This window comes from Planctomycetota bacterium, from assembly GCA_016125255.1.
Classification (GTDB): domain Bacteria; phylum Planctomycetota; class Phycisphaerae; order Phycisphaerales; family Zrk34; genus RI-421.
Map to the genome: position 1 here is coordinate 695,879 of WGMD01000002.1, position 24,109 is coordinate 719,987.

The following is a 24,109-nucleotide window of genomic DNA, read 5'->3' on the forward strand; positions in this document are numbered from 1 at the left end:
CGGGGCCGCGTCGCGGCCCGGCTATCGGCGCGAACGGCGGTGTTTGAGAAGGAGCAGGCCCGCAGCGAAGGGGATGAGCGTCGTCGGTTCGGGGGCGGGGGTGAGCAGGCCGTAGAGGGAGGCGTGGTTGACGTTGAACCAGATGAAGTCATTGTCGAAGTCGATGCCGTAGTAGCCGATGTGCTGTTCGTCTTCGGGGTTCACGGCGAGCATGCCGGCGCCGACCTGGCCGTCGATGGTGGTGCCGACGACGACCCACTTGTCATGCACATCGTCCCACCAGTACGGGGCGAGCTGCGATTCGGAGAGGCCGATGGCGGCGAGGGACGCTTCGTCGTAGTGAATTTCGAGTCGGACGAAGGCCTGCTCGGGAGAAGCGCCGTCGGCTTCGAGGGCATGCACGGCGGCCTGCACATCGTCATCGGCAAGCTGCACCAGCGACGACACCACGCCGAACGCCGTGCCCATCGCCGGCGGGCCGGTGAAGGGCGTGCTCGTCGCCGACGCCGCCACGGCGTCGAGCGCATCGTTGACCGCCGCCTGCGTCGCCCCGCCGTTCGAGGTGTACTGCGGCTTCATGAAACTCGGCGGATCGGTCGGCACGGTGTCGCCGGTCAGACTGACGATTTCGAACAAATCCGTCGCGGAGTCCATGCCGTCGATCGACCCGTCATTGCCGAAGTCGTACTCGTCGACGTACGACTCGGTGCGTTTGATGATGCCCTGGTTCTGCACGATCCAGTTGAAGGTCGTGCCGGTTTCGGTGGTTTTGTCGCCGCCGCTGTCGACGTAGGAGATGACTTCGACGGTCTTGAACTTGTCGGTGCCGAAGACGCCCAGCGGGGTCGTGACCTTTTCGCGGCCCAGATAGGAGATGGTCAGATCGAATGATCCGGCGAACGTCTCGAATCCCCCGCCGAATTCATCGGGGATTTCGTTCTCGCCTTCGAGTTGGCCCATGAAATGGATCGAGCCGCCTTCGGGGATGAGCTGGGTCGAAGTGAACGGATGGGGATCGAGGAAGTGGGTGAAGTCATGCGACGCATCGGGGTCGCCGCCGACGATGTCGAAAAGTCCATCGGCGTTGGAGACGTAGAAGCTGGGCTGGTCGACGGTCAGGGCGAGGTCGGCCTGCTGGCCGAAGAGGGTTCGATTAGTGGCCTGAAAGATGATGTCCTGCACGAACGGGCCGAACGAGGTCAACACGCCTTGGAAGTCCGTCTCGGTGCCGGAGTGGAGGAAGACCCAGTGGGTGTTTTCGTCGATGGGGACGGTGAAGGCCTTGGACACGGCGAAGGCGTGGCGGCTGATCAAAGCCAGCAACAAAGCGGCGATCAGCGCGAAACGGTTCGAGCAACGAGCGGCGGTGGTCATGGCGAATCTCCCGACGGATAGGTTCAACAAAGGAAGGCGATTTGTCCCGGCAGTTTGTCCCGTCAGGCGGATACTAACGGCATCCGTCGGCGTCATCAAGACAAGTTTGCGAAAATTTGGAAAGAATGACAAATATCACGGATTTCAAGCCAATTTTGAGGAAAACGGGCGGGATCCGGAACGGACACCGAAGCGGCCGCCGCTGATTCATCAGCCGCCCGGCGGCACGATCTATGATCAACCGAAGGCGGGTTTCATGAACGACACGCGACCGGAATTCTGGTTCTACGCCAAGCGCTATGGCTGGGGCTGGGGACTGCCCGCCCGGTGGGAGGGATGGGCTGTGCTGGTCGTCTGGCTTATCATGATCGGCGTCGGGGCGGCGTATTTCATCCAGCACGGGTTGACCGCGTTCTGGATCTTCATCGCGGTGATGATCGGCGTGCTGACGGCGATCTGTTTCTGGAAGGGCCAGAGGCCGCGCTGGCGATGGGGCGGGTCGGGTGATGCGGACGATGCACGAAAGGACGGTTGATCGATGGAACGGATCCTGATCGCGGTGGATTTTTCAACTTCGTCCCGTCACGTGGTCGACACGGGGGCGGCGCTGGCGAAGCGGCTCGGCGCGGCGGTGGTGCTCGTGCATGTGGAGCCGCCGGACCTGGCGATGGCGAGCGACGAGGTGAGTCTGGAGACGGCGATGGTGAGCGAAGCCAGTCGCATCCAGCAGGGCCACCGCGAACTTCAAAGCATCGCCGCGCGGCTCAAGGAGCAGGGCCTCTGCGTCACCGCTCATCTCATGCAGGGCCCGCCCGTCGATCGCATCCTCGAAGAAGCCCGGCGCTCCCAAGCCCAGCTCATCGTCATCGGCACCCACGGCCACGGCGCCGTCTACGAAGCGCTTATCGGCTCCATAAGCACCGGCGTCGCCCGCAAATCGACCTGCCCCGTCATGCTCGTGCCGCCCAATCGATGATGCGGCAACCAGACCGCGCACGCACCGTTTCGCTCAGGGCTGATCATCCCCAAACGCCGCGAGCTGACTCGACGATGCGCTGTGCACTTCGAGCCAGCGGCGCGCCAAGGCGTCGGCCTCGGCGGTCTGGTCGTGCGTCATGGCGTTGGCGAGGCGCGTGAAACTTTCGCTCGCCATCGGATCGTTCTGCGATGCGGCGAGGCGGTACCACATCGCCGCCGTCACCGCGTCGGGCGAAACGCCCTTGCCGTGTTCGTACATCTGGGCGAGGCGGAACTGGGCGCGACCGTTGTTCTGCTCGGCGGCGCGGGCGAACCAGCTCGCCGCGCGCGGCTCGTCGACTTCGACGCCCTGACCCTTCAGATACATCACGCCCATCATGCACTGCGCCGCCGAAAGATGCTGATCCGCCGCGCGCTCGATCCACATCGCCGCCGCCCCGTCGTCCTGCGTGACGCCCTGACCCTTGTGATACAGACACCCCAGCGCATATTGCGACTGCGCCACACCCTGATCCGCCGCGCGGGCGAACCACTTCGCCGCCGCCGCCTCATCGCGCTTCACCCCTCGGCCCGACAGATACATGAGTCCCAGATTGTTCTGCGAAGCCGCGTACCCCTGCTTCGCCGCCAGCGCGTACCAGTGCGCCGCTTCGCTGTCGCTCTGATTCACACCCCGGCCGCGCTCGTAGAGCACGCCCAGACTGTGCTGCGATGCGGCATGACCCTGCTCCGCCGCGAGCCGATACCAGTGAGCCGCCTCGTGCGGCGAGGGCTTGACGCCCGTGCCCGCATCGATCATCGCGCCGAGCATGTACTGCGCCGGGGCATGTCCCTGATCGGCCGCCGCACGGAAGAGCCGCAGCGCCCCCGCCACGTCGCGCCCGCCCGACTGACCGGCCAGCAGCATCACCGCGAGGTTGTGCTGCGACGGCGCGTAATTCTGATCCGCCGCGGCGGCGTACCACCGCCGCGCTTCGTCCACATCGCGCGTCACGCCGTCGCCTGAATAGCATATGAGTCCCAGATTGTTCTGCGCCGGCGCGAAACCCTGCGCCGCCGACTTGCGATACCACGCCGCCGCCGCCGCGTGATCGAGCGGCACGCCCCGGCCCTCGAAGCACATGACCCCCATGAAGAACTGCGCCTCCCGGTCCCCCGCCGCCGCCAGCGGCTGCCAATGTTTGAGCGCCTTGTCATAGTCGTGCCGCGCGTACGCCGAGTAACCGACGCCGACGCCCGACGTCGCGCAGCCGGCCGCGCTGATGAACAGCACCGTGATCAGCACCAGCCCGATGCCCACCCGTGAAACAAAACCCTTGATCTCGCACATCGCATCTTCTCCTGGATCGAAGCGCCGCATCGCGCCTCATTCTTTTTCATCGGGCGGATTCGCGCGTGCATTAACCGGCGGACCGGATAACATGGTCCAAATCAGCGGGAAATCGCTGGTAATGTGAGCCGTGTTGGGGTTGTGAACCACTTGCGGAGCCGCACCATGTCTGATGAGCAGATGCAGAAACTTCTGGACCAGATCGAAGCCGACCTGTTCGCCGGCCGCAAAATCCAGGCGATCAAAATCTACCGCGAACACACCGGCGTCGGCCTCAAGGAAGCCAAAGAGGAAGTGGAGAAAATCGAAGCGGGCCTGCGCGCCACTTCGCCGGAGAAGTTCGCCAAAGCGCCCGGCTGCGCCGCGATGATCGCGCTGATGATCCTGAGCGGCGCGGCACTGTGGGGCGTGCTGCACTGAGGTGCGCGGGGACTGAAGTCCCCGCGCCTTAGGGGAGAGGTCAATGGCGGAAGGTGCGGTGGCGCGGGAGGACCATGGTGGTCAGGAGGGCGAGGCCCATGAGGCCGGAGGCGGGGAGGGGGACGGCGACGAGCTGGAGGATTTGGCCGTTGCCGCCGGAGATGATGCGGGATTCGAAGTAGTTGGGGCCGAAGGAGGCCATGGTGGTGTCGAGGGTGAAGTGGGAGCCGAGGGTGATGGACGAGGCGGTCAGGACGTTGAAGGCGGAGCCGAAGGTGGGGGTGAAGCCATCGGTGAGGATGGCTTTGAGGATGCCGTCGAGGGAGGCGGCGCCGGAGATGGAGACGAAGTCATAGCCGACGCCGTCGACGGGGGAAAGGTCGCCCTGATCGGTGCCGTTGATTTCGATGTTGAGGGTGGCGTTCTGCTGCTGGGTGTAGGTTCCGGTGATGGTCATCTTGCCGGGGGAGTTGCCGGGGGAGTGGTTGGACCCGCCGGCGAGAGTGATGTTGCCGAGGACCGTGCCTTTGCCCTTGAGGGTTTTGCCGGAGGCGAGGGTATATCCGCCGGAGACGTTGGAGACGTCGAAGGTCGCGCCGGAGGCGACGTCGATCACGGCGGAGGTAAGCGAAGCGGAAGCGCCGAGGCGAAGCGTACCGGCGGAGACGGTGGTGGTTCCGGTGTAGGCGCTGGCGCCGCCGAGGACGAGGGTTCCGGAGCCGAGCTTGGTGAGGGAGTTGGCGGTGGTTCCGTTGCTGATGATGCCGCCGACGGTCAGGGTGTTGGATGAGACGGTGACGGAGCGTGTCGTGCCGGCGGCGGAGCCGAGGGAGACGGCGCCGGTGCCGAGGTCGAGGTTGTTGCCGATGGAGCCGGCGTAGGTGAAGTTGGCGTTCCAGGTCTGAGCATAGTTGGAGGTGGTGATGTTGCCGGCGGAGGTGTTGTCGAGGGTGCCGCCGGAGATAACGAAGGTGTTGGAGGAACTGCCGAGGGCGGAGGCGTTGTTGATGTTGAGGGTGCCGGCGGCGAGGGTGAAGGTTTTGCCGGAGCCACCGAAGGTGTTGGTCCCGCTGAGGGTCAGTTTGCCCGCGCCGGTTTTGGCGAGGTTGAACGCACCGGAGACGACGACGCCGACATTGGCGGCCGCGCCGGAGTTGAGGACGTCGAAGTTGCCGTCTTTGGCGAGGACGAGACTGAGGCGACCGGTGCCGACACCGACGTTGCCGGTGAAGGTCAGCGTGTTGGAAGTGGTGGTGGAGCCAATGAGGAGCAGGTCGGCGGCGTCACCGCCGCGTGCGGTCAGGGCGCCTGAGCCAGCGTTGCCGGTCAGAGTGATGGTGGCATTGGTGCCCGTGCCAGTGTTAATCGTGATGGTCGAGTTGGTGGTCGCGTTGAAGATCAGGTTGCCGTAGGTCTGATTGGCGCTAGTCGTAGTCAACTGTGCGGGAAGAGGTTTGCTCATTGAGACGGACGTACTGTCGAGGATCGCCGCGTCGTTCGTCAGCGGCTTGTTATCACCCGTCCAATTAACGCCGCTATCCATGTCCGTACCAGTGCCGTTGGTCCCCCCATCAAACGCCACCGCCGCGGCGTTCGCAGACGACACGATCGACCCCATGCCCAGGGCCATCAAACAAGTACAAACCATCCGCGTCCGGCTGGCAATCATGGCACGTCTCCAATTTTCGAAATCGTTGCGCGAACCAATTTTTCTCTGCCCGCTCAGGGAACGGACGACCGCATTGTCGCAGTACTTTGTCAGGAACGCAACAGTATTTTCCCTGATCGGCCAAGATTGATCTAAGTCCCATCGCCGGCGGGAAATCTGATAAAATATTCCCATGCTCACGCGTCGCATCATTCCGTGTCTGGACGTCAAGGCGGGCCGGGTCGTCAAGGGGGTGAACTTTCTGGGGCTGCGCGATGCGGGCGATCCGGTGGAGGTCGCGCGGCGGTACGACGAGCAGGGCGCTGATGAACTGGTGTTCCTCGATATCACGGCGAGCCACGAAAAGCGCGACATCATGCTCGATGTCGTCCGACGCGTGGCTGAGCAGTGCTTCATGCCCTTCACCGTCGGCGGGGGCATCCGCACGATCGACGACGTCACCGCGCTGATCCAAGCCGGGGCGGAAAAGGTCAGCATCAACACCGCCGCGGTCGTCAACCCCGCCATCATCGAAGAAACCGCCCGGCGGTTCGGTCGATGTGCGACCGTCGTGAACATCGACCCCAAACGTGTCACGCGCGACGGCAAGACGGTGTTCGAGGTGCATACGCACGGCGGGCGGACGCCGACGGGGATTGAAGCGATCGAGTGGGCCAAGCGCGTCGTCGAACTGGGGGCGGGCGAGATTGTGCTTACGTCGATGGACGCGGACGGGACGAAGGATGGATACGACCTGGAGATTACCGCGGCGGTGACGGCGGCGGTCGATGTGCCGGTCGTGGCGTCGGGGGGGTGCGGGTCGCCGCAGCATATGGTCGATGTGCTCAGGCCGCTGGCGGATGGCGGCGCGGGGGCGGATGCGGCGCTGGCGGCGAGCATTTTTCATTACAATGAATACACCATCGCACAGACCAAAGCGTACCTGGCGGAACGGGGGATTCCGGTGAGGGTGATTGAGGCGGTTGGGTGATGAAGGCAGCGGAAATTGGTCATTAGGCATTAGGTATTTGTCAATGGTCAATGAAGGGCAGGACGCGACCTCGCGAGATTCTCCGATATGGCCAATGACCATTACCTAATGCCTAATGACCAATTTCTTCTTCTTGGAATCGAATCATTACAGGAACCGTCCAAATGAGTGACACACCCGCACCGCAAATGCAACCGACCGGTCGGCTTCGCAAGTTCTGGGAGGCGGCGGTGAAGATGGAGGCGTCGGACATTCTGATTCGGCCGGGGCAGCAGGTGAAGTTCCGGCTGCGCGGGTCGCTGCGCAGCGCCGACGCCCCGGCGTTCACGAACGAGGAGTTCGACGCGGAAATCCGCGACATGCTCAACGACGAGCAGTGGCAGCAGCTTCATCATGCCGGCTCGGTGGACATGGCATACGCGCTGGATGCGGACAACCGTTTCCGCGTGAATATCTTCCACACGATGGGCCGCAAGGCCATCGCCGCCCGTCGCATCAGCTCCAAGATTCTCGGCTATGCCGACCTGCACCTGCCGCCGATCATGGGCAAGATCGCCGAGGCGCATCAGGGCATGATCCTGCTCTGCGGCGTGACGGGCTCGGGCAAGTCGACGACGATCGCGGCGATGCTCCAGCAGATCAATGAAACCCGCCCGTGCCACATACTGACGATCGAAGACCCCGTCGAGTACATGTTCAAGGACGCCAAGGCGCTGGTCAATCAGCGTGAGATCGGCATCGACGTGCCGAACTTCGCCACGGCGCTTCGCGCGCTGGTGCGCGAGAACCCCGACGTGGTGCTCATCGGCGAACTGCGCGACCGCGAGACGTTCGAGGCGGCGGTGCAGGCGGCGGAAACGGGCCACCTCGTCTTCGGCACGGTGCACGCATCAAGCTGCGCCGGCGCGTTCGGGCGCATCTACAACCTGTTCGAGCCGGAGGAGCGCGAGCTGATCCGCGACATGTTCGCGTATTCGATGAAGGCGATCGTGTATCAGCGGCTCCTCAAGACGATCAAGCCGGAGCTGCCCCGCGTGCCGACGGTGGAGGTCTTGCTCAACACGCCGATCGTGACGAAACTGATTCTCGAGGGCCGCGAAGTCGAGTTGACGGAAGTCATCCGCAACAACGAGGGCGAAGGGATGATCGACCTGAATTCCTCTCTTGTGGACCTGGTCAACAGGGAGTACATTCACCCGCGGACGGCGATGGAGGCGGCCCGGAACGTGGACGAACTGAAGATGCGGCTCAAGGGCATCACGACGCGCGGGACGGGATGAGGAAGACAGCGGTCAGAGGTCAGTAGCCGGAAGTCAGATCGAGTAGCAACATGATGCACACGCTGGCGGCGGACGCGATCGTACCGATGAGCATTACGAAAGTGGTGCTCATGACGGTGTTGCTGTTTGGTTGGGGCAAGTGGGCGGCGCTGGTGGACAAGGACGCGATGTTCTACTACCAGGGCCGGCGCAAGTGGAACGCGATCCAGGCCGGTTCGGGCGCGCTGGCGTTTTTGGCGCTGGTGATGATTCCGTTTTTCATCGTCGGGTTCCTGCTGTGCGTCTGCGTCCTGGGCGGTGCGGCGGCGGCGTACATCGTGACGCGCAATCGCAACGTGGACGAGGCCAAGCGGTGGCGCTTCGACAAGGAGACGCTGCTGGCGGCGTTCACGAAGAAGCAGGAGGAAAAGGCGCTGGCGCAGGCGACGATGAAGTTCCCCAAGCCCGCGGCGGGACTGGCGCAGGTGCCCAAATCCGACGACCCGATGTACGCGCCGCATCTTCTTTTCGAACAGATCATCACGCCCGCCATCGCCCGGCGCGGCGAGCGGCTGGACATCGCCGGGACCGAAGGCGAGTTCGCCGTGCAGGTGCACATCGACGGCGTGGGGTACAAGCTGACGAAGCTCGACGCGGCGCCGGCGGTGGCGATGATCGACTACCTCAAGGCGCAGTGCGGCATGGACACGACCGACCGCCGGCGCAAACAGACGGGCAAAACCAGGATCGAACTGCTCGAAGGCGGAGCGCACGAGCTTTCGGTTTCGACGGCCGGTTCGACGCAGGGACTGACCTGCACGATCCTCGTCGATCCGCGCAAGAGCGTGATCCGCCCGCTGGGCGAACTGGGCATGCTCGAATCGCAGTTGGAGCGGCTCAAGGGTGTGATCGGCACGCAGCGCGGGACGGTGCTGGTGGCGACGCCGGCGCATCAGGGCCGCACGACGACGCTCTACACGCTCGTGGGCCAGCACGATCCGTACACGCAGGACATTCACACGATGGAGTCGGCGATCGAGGCGGAGCTTGAAGGGCTCACGCAGAAGGTCGTCGAGCCGGACCAGCTCAGCAAGGCGCTTTCGTCGCTGCTCTTGCGTGAGCCGGGGGTGGTGATGGTGGCGTCGGTGCCGGATGCATCGACGGCTCAGGTGATCGCCAAGGCGGGGGCGGAAGGCGTACGCATCTACGCGGGCATCCGGGCGGACGATACGTTCATGGCGCTGAAGATGTGGCTCAAAGCCGTGGGCGATCCGGGCGTGGTGTCGCAGGGTTTGGCGGCGATCGTGTCGCAGCGCCTGATGCGCAAGCTCTGCACCGTCTGCCGGCAGAAGTACACGCCCGACGCGGAGGCGCTTCGCAAGATGAACCTCCCGGCGGACCGGATCAAGGAACTGTACAAATCCGGCGGGAAAGTGCTCATCAAAGGCAAGCCCGAGCCGTGCCCGAACTGTCAGGGCCTCGGATATCACGGGCGGCTCGCGGCGTTCGAGGTGATGGTCATCGACGACGACGCGCGCCCGCTGCTCAAAGCCGGCGACCTGGAACAGCTCCGGGCGCATCTGCGCCGCAACAAGATCATCTATCTCCAGGAAGCCGCCCTCGCCGCCGTCGTGCAGGGACACACGAGCATCAGCGAAGTCATGCGCGCCATGGGTCAGCAGCAGGAGGGAAGCTAAGCCATGCTCAACCTCGCCATCATCCTCATCCTCGGATTCATGATCTACTGGTACGGCTCGCAGGGCGTCTTCTCCGCCCTGCTGCACCTGTTCATCACGATCCTCGCCGGCGTGATCGCCTTCGCGCTCTGGGAGCCGCTCGTGTACGGTTGGCTCCTCAATCGCATGCCCGACTCGGCATGGGGCGTCGGCCTGCTGCTGCCGTTCGGTTGCGCCCTGATCGCCCTGCGCGTTCCCTTCGATCAGTTCATCACGGGCAATCAGGACTTTCACAACATGGTCCAGCGCGGCGTCGGGGGATTCCTCGGGTTCCTCGCCGGCGTGCTGACCTGCGGCATGCTCGTCATCGGCCTGCAAATGACCGGCATCTCGAGTCTGCTCGGCTACAGCGGATGGGACCTCAACGAAGCGGGACAGCCCGAGCGGACGCAGAAACTGCTCATCCCCGTCGACTCGGTCGCCAGCGGGTTCTTCACCTTCCTGAGCCGCGGCGCCTTCGCACCCATCACCGGGCATGCCCGGCTCGGCACGTACCATCCGAACATCGCCATCGAAGCGTCGCTGTTCACCCAACCCGCCTTCGAACCCAGCCGCAAAGCCCTGCGTCCCGACAACGTGTCGCTCATGAGCGACAAGGGCTATTTCGCGCTCGCCGGCGAGTTGCCCAAGTCGCTCGCCGCACGGATTCAGCAGACGCCCGATGTGCAGACGGTGATCATCGGCACGGACGTGCAGCTTCAGGTGCAGGGCCGCGCCGGTGCGGCGGACGGCGACGCGACGTTCCGCGTGGCCCGACGGCAGATCATGCTCGCCTACGACGATCCCTACGCCCCGGCCGGGACGACGCGGACCGTCTTTCCCGTGGCGTACATTCAGAACGGCGAGCTTAAGGCGCTGGCGCTTCAGGGCGAGTATGCGTACTCGGCCCCGTCGGTGGCGGATACGAAGATTCACTTCGTGTTTCAGATTCCCGCCAAGGCCACGCCGCTGTACCTGAACATGAAGGAGACGCGCCTGATGCTGCCGGAGAAGCCGGCGGCGGACGTGGCGGCGGCGGACGGGCTGATCTACTACGTCAACACCGTCCCCGTGGCGACCAATCCCAATACGAACACCAATCCGACCGCCGGCGGCTCGGAGGAAGAGCCCCTGCTGGTCGTGTCGGACGTGTTGCCCTTCACGATCAACCGCAACGTGCTCAACTCCAACAACGTCACGACGGACGGCGACTCGGTCGTGGCCGGCCGGGCACGCATCCGCAAGGAAAAGGGCCGCCCCGGCGAGGGCCTGGCCGTCAACAAAATCCACCACGCCGAGAGCGCCAAGATCGTCCGCGCCAACCTCGGCCAGCAGGGCGACGCCAAGAGTCTCCTCGGGCAGATCATGCAGGTCGCCACCGCCAAAACGCAGGCGCCCACCATCGTCGACTCCGACGGCAAAGTCTATTTCGCCATCGGCTACGCCATCGTCCAGCCCGGCGGGCTCATCCTCTCGATCAACCCCAATGAAACGCTCCGCGCCCTGAGCCAGATCGAAGAACTGGGCTCCGCCAGCGCCGAAGATAAAATCGTCCTGTACTTCCAGGCGCCCATCGGCGTCTCCATCGCCCGCTTCGACCTCGGCGGCGCCAAAAGCACCCGCGTCGACCCCCCGCTCAAAGTCGAATGATCGCCCCCCGTTTAGCGACGCCGCTCGCGGCGGGTTCTTCTTACGGGTCAACACGGAAAGCACGCCGCAAGCGGCGTCGCTAAACGCGTCGGCTTGTCAGCGCGACAGCAGTCGTCCGACGAAGTCGATATCGACGTCGCCGCGGACGAATTTGGAGTTGTTCATGAGGCGCTGGTGCAGCGGGATGGTGGTCTTGATGGGCCCGATCTCAAATTCGCGCAGGGCGCGGAGCATGCGGGCGATGGCTTCGTCGCGCGTGGGGGAATGGACGATGAGCTTGGCGATCATCGAATCGTAATTGGGCGGCACGCGGTAGTTGGCGCAGCAGTGCGTATCGACGCGGACGCCGAGGCCTCCGGGCGGGTTGAACGTGTCGAGCAGGCCCGGCTGAGGGGCGAAGTTGCGGTCGACGTCCTCGGCGTTGATGCGGCACTCGATCGAGTGCCCGCTGATCTGAATCTGCGACTGTTTGAAGGGCAGCTTCATGCCCGCGGCGACCTGAATCTGCGTCTTGACGATGTCCACGCCGGTGATCGCTTCGGTGACCGGATGCTCGACCTGCACGCGCGTGTTGACTTCGAGCAGGTAGAACTTCTTGGTGGCGTCGTCGACGAGGAACTCGACGGTGCCGGCGGAGTAGTAGCCCGCCGCCTTGCAGAGCCGGACCGCGGATTTGCACAGCGACTCGCGCACATCCTTGGGCAGGACGGGGCAGGGCGCTTCCTCGATGAGTTTCTGATGGCGGCGCTGCATGGAACAGTCGCGCTCATAGAGGTGCACCACGTTGCCGTGCGTATCGCCGACGATCTGCACCTCGACGTGCCGGGCGCGTTCGAGGAATTTTTCGATGTAGACCCGGCCGTCGCCGAACGCCGCCTCGGCCTCGGTCATGGCCGAGCGCAGTCCCGAGCGGAGGGCGATGTCGTTATGGGCGACGCGCATGCCGCGCCCCCCGCCGCCGGCGGCGGCCTTGATGATGACGGGATAGCCGATCTCGCGGGCGATCGTGATCGCTTCGTCTTCGTCGCCGACCTTGTCCTTGGAGCCGGGGAAGGTCGGGACCTTGTGCTTGACCGCGAGCTTCTTGCAGGCGACTTTGTCGCCGAGCAGTTGCATCGCTTCGACGCTCGGGCCGATGAACTCGATCTTGCACGAGCGGCAGACCTCGGCGAAGTGGGCGTTTTCCGCGAGGAACCCGTAGCCGGGGTGAATGGCGTCAACGTTTGCGACTTCGGCGGCGGCGATGATGGAGGCGATGTTCAGGTAGCTGCCGGACGAAGGCGCCGGCCCGATGCACACCGCCTGATCCGCCAGCCGCACATACCGCGACTCGCGATCGGCCTCCGAGTACACCGCCACGGTCTGAATCCCCAGCTCACGCGCCGCCCGGATGATCCGCAGCGCGATCTCGCCTCGATTTGCAATAAGAATGCGGCTGAACATGGTTGAGTAGGTTTCAGGTATCAGGTGTCAGGGATCAGCAATGACAAGAAGCGACGGCGACATCCGAGCGGCACTGGGCGACGCCTCAGGTGTTGGCTCACACCTGACCGCTGACGCCTGACCGCTTGAACTCAATGGGGCCTCACCATGAACAGCGGCTGGCCGTATTCGACGGCCTGGCCCGTGTTGACGAGCATCTTTTCGATGGTGCCGCTGACCTCGGCCTTGATTTCATTGAACACCTTCATCGCCTCGACGATGCAGACGACCGTATTGGCGTCGACCGGCGAGCCGACCTTCACGAACGCCTCGGCATCGGGCGACGGGGCGGCGTAGAACGTGCCCACCATCGGACTGGGAATCGGAATCAGCCCGTCATCGACCGGCTTGGCCGCCGCCGGGGCGGCGCCGCCCGCCGCGACAGCCGGGGCCGCCGCCATCGGCATCGGGGCCGCCATCATCGGCGCCGGCGCAAGCTGCTGCACGATGCCGGTCGCGCCCCGTTTGAGCGTCACCTGCTCGTCCTTGTCGCGCAGGTCCAGTTCCGACAGTTCGTTGTCCGTCATCAGCTTGATGAGCTGTTTGAGTGTCTTCAGGTCAATCATGTCGTCGTTTCACCAAAAGTCGGACTGCGGTCCGGATCGCCCGCCGTCGAAAGTTCGGATTGCGTGTTTACCTCGCGTTAATCATCGCCGATTCCATCGTCGTGGGCAAGCTGCAAAGGTTCCGATGACCCTTGTCCGTCACGAGGATGTCGTCCTCGATCCGCACGCCGCCGAGGCCCGGTATGTAAATGCCCGGCTCGACCGTCACCACATGCCCCGGCTCCAGCACGTCCTTGCTCTTGGCCCCGAAGCGGGGTTGTTCGTGAATCTCAAGCCCGATGCCGTGACCGAGCCCGTGGCGGAATTGCTTGTCGTACCCCGCCTTCTTGATGAGGTTCCGCGCCACCGCGTCGATCTCGGCGCAGGTCTTGCCCGGGGCGATGGCGTCGATCGCCGCCGCGTGCGCCGCGCGCACGATCTCGTAAATCTCCGCGATCTTCTTCGGGAACCTGCCCACGACCAGCACGCGGGTCATGTCGCTGTGATACCCGTTGTACAACGCGCCGAAGTCGACGAGCAGCGGAGAATTTTTCTTGAGCTTGACGTTCTGAGGCAGGTAGTGGTTGATCGAGCTGTTGGGACCGGCGCCGACGATCGTCGAAAACGACGGCCCGTCGCCCCCGCCGCTGCGCATGTTAAATTCGAGCTGCGCCGCGATCCGCCGCTCCGTCATCCCCACGCGAATCTGTTTCTTGAGTTTGAGAAACGCCGCCTCCTGAATGGCGATCGCCTTCCTGATGAGCACCAGCTCAGGCGCATCCTTGACCGCGCGCTGCTCGATGAGCCAGCCGGTGACGGGCTTCATCGCCTTCGCCCCGATCTGCTTGGCGACGGCTTTCTGCTGCGTGAGCGTCAGATGCTCGCCCTGCACGCCCACCGCCTTGAGCTTCTTCTTGCCGACGACTTTGCCCAGCTCTTCGCTGAGCGAATTCTTGCGCATGATCGAACGGGCGTAGGCGAACAGGTCGATAAGCTCTTCATGGAAGCGGTGGTCGGAGAAGATGACCACATCATGGTGCGTGACCAGCGCCCAGGCGTCCTCCCCGCTGAACCCGGTCAGGTATCGGATATCGCGCGGCTCGACAACCAGCAGGCCGTCGAGCTGGTGGTCCCGCATCTTTTCCCGCAGCAGCGCCAGCCGGGCCGCCAGATGCTTGGGCCAGCGGCGTGAGGATGTCTTGGTCGATTTCATGGGGCGGAATTATACCGGTTGACCAGCCGGGGGGCGACTCGACGAAGCGGTCAGCGCTCCATCGGGATTTCCCACGGGTTGCGCATCGACAGGGGTTTGCCGAGGACTTCCATGAGGATGATCGCTTCGCGGGCACGCTGGCGGTCGAGTTTGGCGACGAGGGGGTGGACCTTGCGGCGTTCGGGCATGGCGGCGTCGGCGACGTGGCGGTGCACCTGCTCGTCGGCACCCGGGGCGTCGCGGTGGACCGCCATGCGTGATGCTTCATCGCGATCGAACTGGGCGGCCCGCTTCGCTTCCGCCGCACGGCGCTGGCGCTCGAGCTGGCGCTGCTGCTCCTCGCGCTGGCGGATTGCCTCAAGGTTCCGGCGCTGAAGTTCGTCCGCCGCCCGCTGCACCGCCTGCTGGCGCTGACGGGCGAGTTCGTCTTCGGTGGGCGCGACCTCTTCGAGCACGATCACCGAGCGCGGCTTCTCCTGCGCCCGCGGCGCCGGACGGGCCGGCGACTGACCCTGCTCCTTCTGCCGCGCCATCTCCTGAAGCTGACGACGCCGCATCTCCGCCAACTCGTTGAGCCGCTCACGCACCGACTTGGCCCGATCCCCCGACGTCGAGCGACCCGCATCTCCCGACCCGCGCGAACGCGGCGGGGTCTTCGGAGCGTTCTTGTTCGCCTGACTATTGATGGCGCTGATGATCCAGAAAATGAAAAACACCACCGGGATGATGAACTCGACCCAACCCTCCGCGAGCGTCAGCGGCATCGTGCTGGCAAACAGGTGATGCATCACGTGTGATTCTAACCCCGCACCGACGCCAGCGGCAAACGCACATCAAACACCGGCCGCTCGCCCCCGGAACCCCCGGAAGTCTCCGCATCGTTCATGGCGCGGATTTTGACGCCGTACACTTTCTCCAGCACGTCCGCCCGCAGCACGTCGCGCCACGCGCCCGCCCGCACCAGCTTGCCGCGGTCCATGAGCCAGACCCGATCCGCATACCGGGCGGCGAGATTCAGATCCTGCACCACCGCGACGATCGCCATGCCGCGCTTCGCCCGATCCAGCAGCATCGTCATCGTCCGGTGCGCATGCGACAAATCCATCGCGCTCGTCGGTTCGTCGGCGAGCATGATCCGCCCGCCCCCCGCCGCCTGCGCCATCGCCCGCGCCAGCAGGACCCGCTGTTGCTGCCCCACGCTCAGTTCCGCATACGCCTCGTCCTTCAAATCATCGAGGTCGCATGCGTGCATCGCCGCGTCGATCGCCGCCTCATCGCGCGACAGCGCGAAGCGGCCCATCGCCACGACCTGCCGCACGGAGAACGCGAAGCTGGCGGTCGAACGCTGGGGCACATAGCTGAGGACGCTCGCCCGCTGCGCCGCGGGCGTTTTCGCAACGGGGCGATCATCGAGCAGCACCCTTCCGTACGTCGGGACGAGCGCGCCGAGCATGAGCCGCATCAATGTCGTCTTGCCGCACCCGTTGGGGCCGATCAATGCGTGAACCTCCCCCGCGTGCACCTCGGCTCCGATGCCTTCGATGACCGGCCGACCCGGCCGATACGCGAAGTGCATTTCCTGGATTTTCATAGGGGTTTCATTCATGTTTCCATCCCCCGGCCCAGGTGCGGGCGCAGCATGAACAAAAACGCCGGCCCGCCGATGATCGCCGTCAGCACACCCAGCGGCATCAGGCCGATGTTGTAACGGACGGCGATGAGCTTGATGAGGGTGTCGGCGGCGACGACCATGATCGCGCCGGCGAGTGCGGAGCCGGCGATGAGCGTGCGATGCGTCGGACCGACAAGGGCGCGGATCATGTGCGGGCAGATCAGGCCGACGAACCCGACGGGGCCGGCGAGCATGACCGCGCCGGCCGTCAGCACGCCGGCGACGGCGAAGAGCACGAGGCGAAGTTTGGCGAGGTTGAGCCCGACGCTGTGCGCTTCGGTGTCGGAGAAAGTCGCCACATCCATGGCCCGACCCATGACCCAGGCGATGACGACGCCGACGAGCGTGACGATTCCGATGAGCGCGATGCGGGGGGCTTCGATGTTGTCGTCGATGTAGCCCATCATCCAACGGATCATGTCGCCGCGCATGCCCAGGGGGTTGATGTAATTGACGAACATAATGATCGCGCCATTGATGGCGTTGGCGATGACGCCGACGAGGAGGAGTCCGATCGGGTCGACCCGGCCGCGTTTTTGAGCGCAGAGGTAGACGATGACCATCGTGCCGATCGCGCCGGCGAGCGCGGCGGTGTGCGTGGCGGCGGTAGCGAGAAATGAAAGCCAGCCGGCGAAGCTGATCATCACGCCCACGGCCGCGCCGCTGGAGACGCCCAGCACGTAGGGCGAGGCGAGCGGATTGCGAAGGAGCGCCTGAAGCAGGACGCCCCCGACGGCGAGCGCGACGCCGACGGTCAGGCCGATCGCCATGCGGTCGAGTCGAATGTTCAAAAGGTCGCCGCCGGGCCAGCCGAACGTGTCGCCGACCATGAGCCGGGCCAGACACACGCCCGCCAGCAGCGCGGCAAGCACCGCGAGCACCACCCGGTCGCGCCCGCTCATGATGCGTTCCCCAACTGGCGCATCTTCTGAAGCTGATCCGCCAGACCCGGGTGCAGATGCTCCGCCAACTCCAACGCCGTGCGGCCCATCGATGAACTGGGCAACAGCGCCCGCGGGTCATCGATGACGATCTGCTTCGCGTGCATCGAAGCGGGCAGTGTCAGCAGGTTCGCGCCTTCGGTCGCCCCGGCGTGCGACGCGATCGCCGCATTGCCCTGCGACGGCAAAAACAGCACGATCACATCCGGGTTGAGGGCGGTGAGCTTCTCGCGGTCGATGACGGGGTAGAGTCCATCACTGTCAGCGAGAACATTCTGACCGCCCGCCCATTCCAGGAGCCGATTCAAGAACGTACCGCGCCCGACGCAGGTCAGCGGACTGGTCGCCACGACCAGCAGCACCCGCGGCTGATCCTCCAGGGCTGTGACCAGCGCCAGCTTTTCAAGCCGCTCGTGCACATGTCCCGCCAGCGCCGCCGCCCGATCGGGCGCGTCAATGATGGTCCCGACGCATTCGCCGGTCGGCGATGAGAGCACGTTCAGCGCGTCATCCGCCGACTCGATGCGAAATTGATGCAGCTTCCAATGATGATCCGCCGCGAGGTCGACGAGCTTGGCGGGAATCGCCTTGCCGGGCAGGTCGGGGTTGTTGATCTGCACGATGATGTCGGTGGGGTCGAGGGCGAGGAGCTTTTCGTAGTCGATGCGGTAGAGGTCGCCGACGAGCGCGACGCCGGCGGGGGCGACCGGATCGTAGGCCCCGACGCCGACGATGCGGTCGTCGACAGCCAGATCGGTGAGCATTTGCGTGATGGCGGGGGAAAGACAGACGATGCGCTGCCCAGTCGTCGCGGCGCTACTACCGTGGGTTGCGGAGATTCCGGGGGTTCCGGGGGCGGGGGGGACTGGTGCGGAATCGCGTGAACAACCGATAAAAAGGAAGAGGGCCGCCCCGAGGGCCGCTGCGGATGCGATGCTGCGCCATTGAGCGAGGCGGATCATGCGGCGCATCGTATGGGCGGACCCGGAGACTGTCAAAAGTACGCAATTCAGGCAATGGAGGCCGCTTATGGCAACGCTGACCGCCCGACTTTCCCGCTTTTTCCATCGCGCCCGGCCGCGCAAGCCCGTGGCGATCGACATCTTCAAATCCGCCGAGCGTAGCCCCGAACGCCTCGTCGATTCGCTGGCGAAGCTGGCCGACCCGCCGGTGATCAAGGCGACCGCCGAGCGGCGCGAGCCGGTCAACGGCAACGGTTCCAACGGCAATGGCGACCATCGACCGCGGGGATTCTTTTCGCTCTTGCCGGGGGCGAAGCGCGATGCGGCGATCGTGGATCTACAGAAGGGGTACATGGAGGTCGTGGACCTGATGAAAACGGTGCGCGAGCATCTGTCGACGCAGTCGCAGCGGTCCGCGCGGCTGCTTGAGTTGATGCAGCATCTGCCGGAGGCGCTGCAGTCGCTGCCGGAACATTCGCGCAATCAGGCGCGGATGCTGGAAGTGATGCAGATGCAGGTCGAGCAGCAGAACCGTCACGCCTCGCACTTCGCCCAGTCGATCAGCGCCCTGACGCGCGTCAGCGAGCAGCACACGCAGATCATGGGGTGCATCCAGCAGCACATGGACGCCGCGACGCAGAACGACGCCCAGCTACTCGGGAGCTTCTCCGCCATGAACCACACGCTCGAGGACCTTTCCGAATCGACCCGCGCTTCCAGCGCCGCCCTTCGCAGCGTCACCGAGCAGGCCCAGTCGGCCGAGCAGCGGATGCAGCAGCTCATGGAGCGTCAATCGCGCCAGATGACGGTGCTGTCGATCACGAGCTGGATCATGGCCGCGATCGCGCTGGGAGTCGCGGTGTATGCGGTGGCGCGGCTGAGCTGAATCGCAAACCCTCCCTCGAAGGGAGGGGTCAGAAGAGCATCACATCGGCAGCCAGGTGCGCCATGTCCCCGTATTGATCTTCGTGTTCCACGGACAGACCGCCTTCATCGGGCGGCTTAGCGCGGTCGTGTGGTCGTAGTCGACGTTGTAGAAACGCTCCACGTGCAGATCGTCGAAGGTGAAGTTGCGGTCCATGAAGCCGCGTCGGTACCCGTCCCATCGCGAGAAGAGCGTCGTCGTGTTCTCCGAAAGCGACTGCTGCTGGTCGTTGTGGCCGGATTCGGATTTCTGATTGGTGAAGTTCTGCGTTTCCCAGTCGCTGATAATGACGGAGAACTTGTTGCCGTTGTAGGTGAACGTGTCGCCGAGGCGCGTCGAGCCGTCTTCGTTGCCGATGTATTTCCACCCGGCCCAGACGGCGTAGCCGCCGGTGATGTCGGTCGTGCCGGTCTGCTCGTAGTCGAACCAGCGCGGGGCGAGCGGCTCGTTGAAGAGCTTGTTGATGTCCACGTACCGGGCGATCATCGGTCGATAGTCGGACCCGCTGGATTTGAGCTGCTCGGGCTTGAGGTTGGTGTTGTTGACGATGCGCGGCCGGGCGGGGTAGAGCGTCGTGTTGTCCCCGGCGTACATGTGAAAGCCCATGCCGATCTGCCGCTGATTGGAGGAGCAGACCGTCAGCTTCGCCACATAGCGCGCCTGCCGCAACGACGGGAGCAGAATGGAAATGAGCAGCGCGATGATGGCGACGACGACCAGCAGTTCGATCAACGTGAAGGCAGCGGGATGGCGCGGCGTGTTTTTCATTTGCGATGGAGCAGGGTCAAAAGGCCCATCAGCGCCAGCCCGGCGGGCAGCGCGGCGGGGGTGGGGATGACGGTCAGGAGCGTGCCTCCGCCCACGGATGTGATTTCGAGATTGGCGCCGGACCCCGTGAGGATCGGCAGCGCGCCGTTGACGCGGACGCGGATGCCGTTGAATTCATTGGTCGAGGTGTTGTAGGTAAAGTTGGCGAAGAGGCGCGAGCCCAGACCGTTGAGATTGATGAGTCCACCGTCATTGCGGCCCTCCAGAATCGTGCCGCCATTGGAGAAGGTCACGAAGGATCCGCTACTGATGGTCAGGACGCCGTTGGTGCCGGCATCGGTATGGGCGAGGCGCATGGCGAACTGGTTGTTGGAGGTGATGTCGAGCGTGCCGCCGCCGGTGACGATGAATGTGCTGGTGCCGTCGGGGTTGGTGTTGGAGTCAATGAAAAATCGATTGGTGCTGGCGGTGGTCGTGACGGTGACGCCGGGGTTGATGGTCCACGTGGCGGCCGCGGTGCCTTCGAGGAAAAAGTCGCCGAGGCCGGAGCTGAGCGTCGTGTTGGAGCTGTAGACGGTGTTGGTGATCGTCGCGGCCGGTGCGAAGGCGCTCAGGGCAAGCGTGACGAGCACGATGAGCAATGTGGTGAGATTGAACTTCATGGCAGATTCTCCTTGAATGTGGGGTTCTGATTCATTTGAGATTCGATGTTCAGACGGACATGATCGAAGATCACCTTGCCGCCTGAGGCGCCGTAGGGAATCATGTTCAGCAGCCGAATACGAAGCGGGTGATCTGCGTGGGCGGCGTCGGCGGTCCATTGCACGCTCTGATCCGCCATCACACCCGCCGGCTCCGCTATGCCGACGGCTTCGGCGAGTACTTCGTCGGTCTGCGCGTCTTCGATGCGCAGGCCCCATCGCGTCGGCGGCTGCTTGAGCTTGTCATAGTCAGCGCGGCGGCCGACGGCGACGCTCAGCGTGTAGACGCATTCGGGGACCGCGCGGGCGTCGAGGTTCTGATAGAGCGCCGGCGGCGGGCCGTTGCGATCATCGCGTCCCGGAACAGCGGCGTTGATCGTGCCGACGTATTGTCCATCGACCGCGCCGTCGACCTGCGCATCGTCACTGGCGTGATCGTGAACGTACGTGCGGGCGGGGAGGGTCGCTTGCCAGCCGCTCGGCGCGCGACCGTGCGGGCCGTCGCCGTCCTTCTCGAAGGATGCGTTGACGACGGCGATCGCGCGGTCGACATACACCTTGGCGCCGGCGACCGTCCGTTCGCTTCGCCCCCGGTCGCCGGCGGCGAGTGCCACCGATCGCATCAAGCCCGAGGCCCCGAGCAGGTCGATTCGCACGCGGCCCTGCGTCACTTCGATGCGTGCATCGCCCGCCGCATCCACGTCGGCGGCGAACTGCGTGCCCAGATCGACCAGTCGCACGCCGCCGGGCAAATCGACGAAAAACCCGTGCGCTTCGGTGCGAACCAGCGCGCTGATCGCACCGCGCGACAGTCGCCCGCTGTTGGGGCCGGTCATCTCAAATTCGCAAGGCCCGGTCAGATCGACGACGGCCGTCGACTTGAACATGATCTGTGCCTTGCCCGACACGAGCCGAATCGGTCCGGCGATCAGGTCCGCCCCCAACGCCTGATCGCCGCTTTCAAAGACCGCATCCGAGGAGGCGTCGGAGAGCATGGCCACCGATGCGGGGGCATGCGAGGACTGCGGAGTCGGCGTCCGGGTTTCGGGGACGAACAGGAACCATGCGGTGACGGCGAGTGCGATCAGCGCGGCGGAGGCGTACCAGACGCTTCGCCGCGAAGCGCGGCTCAGCGTCGGCATGAAGTTGATGCGAGAATCCTCCGTTGCGCGCCACGCCGACGCTGCGCCTGCTTTGAGGCGAAGCGTCTGGTTCCTGGCGCGCAGCGCCGCGTGCAGCGCCATGTGCTTGAGGTAATACAGCCGCGCCGCCGCATCGTCGCGGAGCATCGTGCGCAGCGCCAACCGACCCGCCGCATCAAGCTGACCGTCGCTCAATGCGTTGAGCAGAACGCGCAGCCGATCCATCTCACGAGGTGTCGGCGTCATGCGTCACCCCCCTGCTCCAAGGCGCGCTCGATGCATTCCATCAGTGCATGGCGAATGCGCGACAGCGACATCGACACCGCGGCGAGCGATTTGCCGATGCGATCGGCGACCTGCTGAATCGGTGCATCGCAGTCGGTGTAGCGCAGCTTGATGAGCTGACGCTGCTCGGCCGGCAGCTTCTCGATGCAGCGATCGAGCGCGACGGACCGCGGCGTCACCGAGGCGCTGAACGCCTCCGCCTCGCCCGCCACGCACTCGAGCAGCGCATCATCAAACAGCAGCCGATCGCGCGCCGCGTCGCGCCGCCATGCCTTGACCTGATACAGCGCGATCTGCCGGGCCCACGCCGGGAAGCTCGTCCCCTCAGCAAACTCGGCGAACTTGCGCCAGAGGACGACGTGCGTTTCCTGCTGAATGTCGTGGGCGGCCTCGGCGTCGCCGACGAGCGAGAGGATGTAGGCGTACACGCCGTCCTGCACGCTGGTCAGGTGGCGGATGAAGCGTTCGGTATCGGAAGCGGCGGGCGGCATTTGCATCGTTCCGAGCGGCCGATCAGGCGCGATGCCCGATTCGCCACCCCCTTAATACCGCCGGGGGCGCGAAAGCTAACAGCGATGTGCCGAAAATTTTTAGTGCCGACGGCACATCCACTTGCGATGCGTCAGAGCTTGCCCGTGATCGCTGCGGCAAGCCGCTGGGCGTCTTCCGAGGCGAGTTTCCCCGCCGGCCAGCGGAAGCCCAGGGCGTCGCCGTCACGGCGGGGGATGATGTGAAAGTGCACATGCATGACGACCTGCCCCGCTGCCGGGCCGTTGTTCTGCAGAAGGTTCCACCCCGGCGCCCCCGTCGCCGCCACGACCGCCTTGCCGACCTTCGCCGCCGCCGCCGCGCACGCCTGGACATCCGCCGCCGCAAGCTCCTCAAGCCGCACCGCATGCGCCTTGGGAACGATCAGGCAATGCCCCTCACTCAGCGGCCCGACATCCAGAAACCCCAGCACCCGCGCATCCTCATAAACCTTCGTGCAGGGAATCCGCCCCGCCACAATCTTGCAGAAAATGCAGTTCGCATCGGACATGCGTCACCTCCAATCCCACCAGTTTAGCGACATCGCTTCTTGCCGTGAGCTTGTCGAACGGGCGGCGTGCTTTCTACTTCGCGTCCCTGACCTGCATCACCGCTTTGTGCGCGGTTTGGCGCAGGAAGCGGGCGTAGTCGGCGTCGAGACCGGGGGGAACGAAGGGGTTGTTCTCGACGTTGCGATCGAAGAGCACTTCATACCAGACACAACCGATCAGATATCGGCCGGCGGAGCTGGCGTGGTGGCCGTCCATGCCGAGCTTTTCGGTGCCGGACTTCCTGCTCCAGCTGTAACCGGCGTGCAGCGAGTGCGTCTGGTCCGGCAGCGCGGGGGCGGCGGCGTGGGCGAAGTCGAATGTCTTGTCCGGCGCGTAGCCCCATGTCGGATCGGAGTCGGCGATGTACATGGCGTCACCGCTGGGCAGGATGCCGATGTTCAATTCCTTCGCGACTGCGTGATACGCGGCCCGCACCTGCTCGTACATCGCCTTCTGCGTGCGCGGCTGCTTGCCGTCGTCTTGCCCATTGAAGCGCGGGTCATCGACGCGGTACGCCCAGATCTGCTGAATGAGCACCTTCGCCTGCGGGGCGTGCTGATGAATGTAATCGTTGAGATTCTTCGCGAAGGGTTCGTACGTGCTCAGGTCGTGGCTGATGAAACTGTACTGTTGAATCGTGACGACGTCCCACGCATCCTGCTTGAGCATCTCGGCCAGACTGAACTTGCCGCCGTTGTAGGGATGGCCGGTTTTGTCATCGTGGTCCGCCTCATATTTTTCGACGAGGCCCCAGTGCCGCTCCAGCGAACACCCGCCGAGGTTCGCGCGGGCGAAGATCAGCTTGTCGCCCCCCGCCTCGGCGATCTGCGGAAGGAACGACAGAGCGTTGTCGGCGAAACTGTTGCCGACGGTCAGCAGGCGGACGGTTTTGGATTCCGCATGCGCGGCCGTGTGAACAAGAAGCAGGATGACCACGGCGACAACACGGCGAAGATGCAACATGAATGTTTGACTCAATGAAGGCAGAGCACGCCGCCCGTTCGACAAGCTCACGGCAAGAAGCGGCGT

General features: G+C 64.5%; 24 protein-coding genes. 8 read left to right on the forward strand and 16 right to left on the reverse strand.

Going from position 1 to position 24,109, the window contains the following annotated elements; all coding sequences use genetic code 11:
- Positions 1-21: 21 nt before the first annotated feature.
- A complete protein-coding gene (locus GC162_04090; protein ID MBI1367815.1) occupies positions 22-1,374 on the reverse strand; it encodes a PEP-CTERM sorting domain-containing protein in 1,353 nt (450 codons plus the stop codon).
- A 256-nt stretch (positions 1,375-1,630) separates the two neighbouring features.
- Between GC162_04090 and GC162_04095 the strand changes: the two genes are divergently transcribed.
- Complete coding sequence (locus tag GC162_04095; protein ID MBI1367816.1) at positions 1,631-1,909, forward strand: hypothetical protein; 279 nt, start codon at positions 1,631-1,633, stop codon at positions 1,907-1,909.
- A gap of 3 nt (positions 1,910-1,912) precedes the next feature.
- Positions 1,913-2,350 (forward strand): universal stress protein, encoded by a 438-nt coding sequence (locus tag GC162_04100; GenBank protein MBI1367817.1) that lies wholly within the window; start codon positions 1,913-1,915, stop codon positions 2,348-2,350.
- A 33-nt stretch (positions 2,351-2,383) separates the two neighbouring features.
- On the opposite strand, the gene GC162_04105 is transcribed toward GC162_04100, so the two are convergent.
- The gene (locus tag GC162_04105) at positions 2,384-3,712 is read right to left on the reverse strand and encodes a hypothetical protein (GenBank protein ID MBI1367818.1); all 1,329 of its coding nucleotides are present in this window, start codon (positions 3,710-3,712) and stop codon (positions 2,384-2,386) included.
- A 135-nt stretch (positions 3,713-3,847) separates the two neighbouring features.
- Between GC162_04105 and GC162_04110 the strand changes: the two genes are divergently transcribed.
- A complete protein-coding gene (locus tag GC162_04110) occupies positions 3,848-4,102 on the forward strand; it encodes a hypothetical protein (GenBank protein MBI1367819.1) in 255 nt (84 codons plus the stop codon).
- A gap of 40 nt (positions 4,103-4,142) precedes the next feature.
- On the opposite strand, the gene GC162_04115 is transcribed toward GC162_04110, so the two are convergent.
- On the reverse strand, positions 4,143-5,963 hold the full coding sequence (locus tag GC162_04115; protein MBI1367820.1) for a hypothetical protein: 1,821 nt from the start codon (positions 5,961-5,963) through the stop codon (positions 4,143-4,145).
- On the opposite strand from GC162_04115, the gene hisF reads away from it, so the two are divergent.
- The 4 genes from hisF (at position 5,944) to GC162_04135 (ending at position 11,365) form a co-directional block, all read left to right on the forward strand.
- Positions 5,944-6,741, forward strand: coding sequence for an imidazole glycerol phosphate synthase subunit HisF (hisF, locus tag GC162_04120; GenBank protein ID MBI1367821.1), 798 nt, complete (start codon positions 5,944-5,946; stop codon positions 6,739-6,741). The two genes, GC162_04115 and hisF, sit on opposite strands and share 20 nt — an antisense overlap.
- A 164-nt stretch (positions 6,742-6,905) precedes the next feature.
- Entirely contained in the window at positions 6,906-8,021 is a 1,116-nt protein-coding gene (locus tag GC162_04125) for a PilT/PilU family type 4a pilus ATPase (protein MBI1367822.1), read from the forward strand.
- 50 nt (positions 8,022-8,071) lie between these two features.
- On the forward strand, positions 8,072-9,697 hold the full coding sequence (locus GC162_04130) for a hypothetical protein (protein ID MBI1367823.1): 1,626 nt from the start codon (positions 8,072-8,074) through the stop codon (positions 9,695-9,697).
- 3 nt (positions 9,698-9,700) lie between these two features.
- Positions 9,701-11,365 (forward strand): hypothetical protein, encoded by a 1,665-nt coding sequence (locus tag GC162_04135; protein ID MBI1367824.1) that lies wholly within the window; start codon positions 9,701-9,703, stop codon positions 11,363-11,365.
- Between the two features lie 96 nt (positions 11,366-11,461).
- On the opposite strand, the gene accC is transcribed toward GC162_04135, so the two are convergent.
- The 7 genes from accC to GC162_04170 form a co-directional block, all read right to left on the reverse strand.
- Entirely contained in the window at positions 11,462-12,808 is a 1,347-nt protein-coding gene (accC, locus tag GC162_04140; protein ID MBI1367825.1) for an acetyl-CoA carboxylase biotin carboxylase subunit, read from the reverse strand.
- A gap of 131 nt (positions 12,809-12,939) precedes the next feature.
- Complete coding sequence (gene accB, locus GC162_04145; GenBank protein ID MBI1367826.1) at positions 12,940-13,413, reverse strand: acetyl-CoA carboxylase biotin carboxyl carrier protein; 474 nt, start codon at positions 13,411-13,413, stop codon at positions 12,940-12,942.
- Positions 13,414-13,480: 67 nt separating this feature from the next.
- Positions 13,481-14,605: a M24 family metallopeptidase gene (locus tag GC162_04150; GenBank protein ID MBI1367827.1), complete on the reverse strand. Its 1,125-nt coding sequence runs from the start codon at positions 14,603-14,605 to the stop codon at positions 13,481-13,483.
- A gap of 50 nt (positions 14,606-14,655) precedes the next feature.
- Positions 14,656-15,393 carry a hypothetical protein gene (locus GC162_04155; GenBank protein ID MBI1367828.1) on the reverse strand — a complete coding sequence of 246 codons (738 nt, stop codon included), beginning with the start codon at positions 15,391-15,393 and terminating at the stop codon, positions 14,656-14,658.
- 11 nt (positions 15,394-15,404) lie between these two features.
- Positions 15,405-16,211, reverse strand: coding sequence for an ATP-binding cassette domain-containing protein (locus GC162_04160; GenBank protein ID MBI1367829.1), 807 nt, complete (start codon positions 16,209-16,211; stop codon positions 15,405-15,407).
- On the reverse strand, positions 16,208-17,179 hold the full coding sequence (locus GC162_04165) for an iron chelate uptake ABC transporter family permease subunit (GenBank protein ID MBI1367830.1): 972 nt from the start codon (positions 17,177-17,179) through the stop codon (positions 16,208-16,210). The genes GC162_04160 and GC162_04165 overlap by 4 nt, the downstream gene beginning before the upstream one ends.
- On the reverse strand, positions 17,176-17,982 hold the full coding sequence (locus GC162_04170; protein ID MBI1367831.1) for an ABC transporter substrate-binding protein: 807 nt from the start codon (positions 17,980-17,982) through the stop codon (positions 17,176-17,178). The genes GC162_04165 and GC162_04170 overlap by 4 nt, the downstream gene beginning before the upstream one ends.
- Positions 17,983-18,247: 265 nt before the next feature.
- Between GC162_04170 and GC162_04175 the strand changes: the two genes are divergently transcribed.
- Complete coding sequence (locus tag GC162_04175; protein ID MBI1367832.1) at positions 18,248-19,066, forward strand: hypothetical protein; 819 nt, start codon at positions 18,248-18,250, stop codon at positions 19,064-19,066.
- A 39-nt stretch (positions 19,067-19,105) separates the two neighbouring features.
- Here GC162_04175 and GC162_04180 read toward each other — a convergent pair whose 3' ends face one another.
- The 6 genes from GC162_04180 to GC162_04205 form a co-directional block, all read right to left on the reverse strand.
- Positions 19,106-19,873 (reverse strand): prepilin-type N-terminal cleavage/methylation domain-containing protein, encoded by a 768-nt coding sequence (locus GC162_04180; GenBank protein MBI1367833.1) that lies wholly within the window; start codon positions 19,871-19,873, stop codon positions 19,106-19,108.
- The gene (locus GC162_04185; GenBank protein ID MBI1367834.1) at positions 19,870-20,535 is read right to left on the reverse strand and encodes a hypothetical protein; all 666 of its coding nucleotides are present in this window, start codon (positions 20,533-20,535) and stop codon (positions 19,870-19,872) included. Before GC162_04185 ends, GC162_04180 begins: the two co-directional genes overlap by 4 nt.
- Positions 20,532-21,962 (reverse strand): hypothetical protein, encoded by a 1,431-nt coding sequence (locus GC162_04190; protein MBI1367835.1) that lies wholly within the window; start codon positions 21,960-21,962, stop codon positions 20,532-20,534. The genes GC162_04185 and GC162_04190 overlap by 4 nt, the downstream gene beginning before the upstream one ends.
- The gene (locus GC162_04195) at positions 21,959-22,498 is read right to left on the reverse strand and encodes a sigma-70 family RNA polymerase sigma factor (GenBank protein ID MBI1367836.1); all 540 of its coding nucleotides are present in this window, start codon (positions 22,496-22,498) and stop codon (positions 21,959-21,961) included. The genes GC162_04190 and GC162_04195 overlap by 4 nt, the downstream gene beginning before the upstream one ends.
- A 125-nt stretch (positions 22,499-22,623) precedes the next feature.
- Positions 22,624-23,040, reverse strand: a complete 417-nt coding sequence (locus GC162_04200; protein ID MBI1367837.1) for an HIT domain-containing protein — start codon at positions 23,038-23,040, stop codon at positions 22,624-22,626.
- Between the two features lie 73 nt (positions 23,041-23,113).
- Complete coding sequence (locus GC162_04205) at positions 23,114-24,043, reverse strand: DUF4886 domain-containing protein (protein MBI1367838.1); 930 nt, start codon at positions 24,041-24,043, stop codon at positions 23,114-23,116.
- Positions 24,044-24,109: the final 66 nt, after the last annotated feature.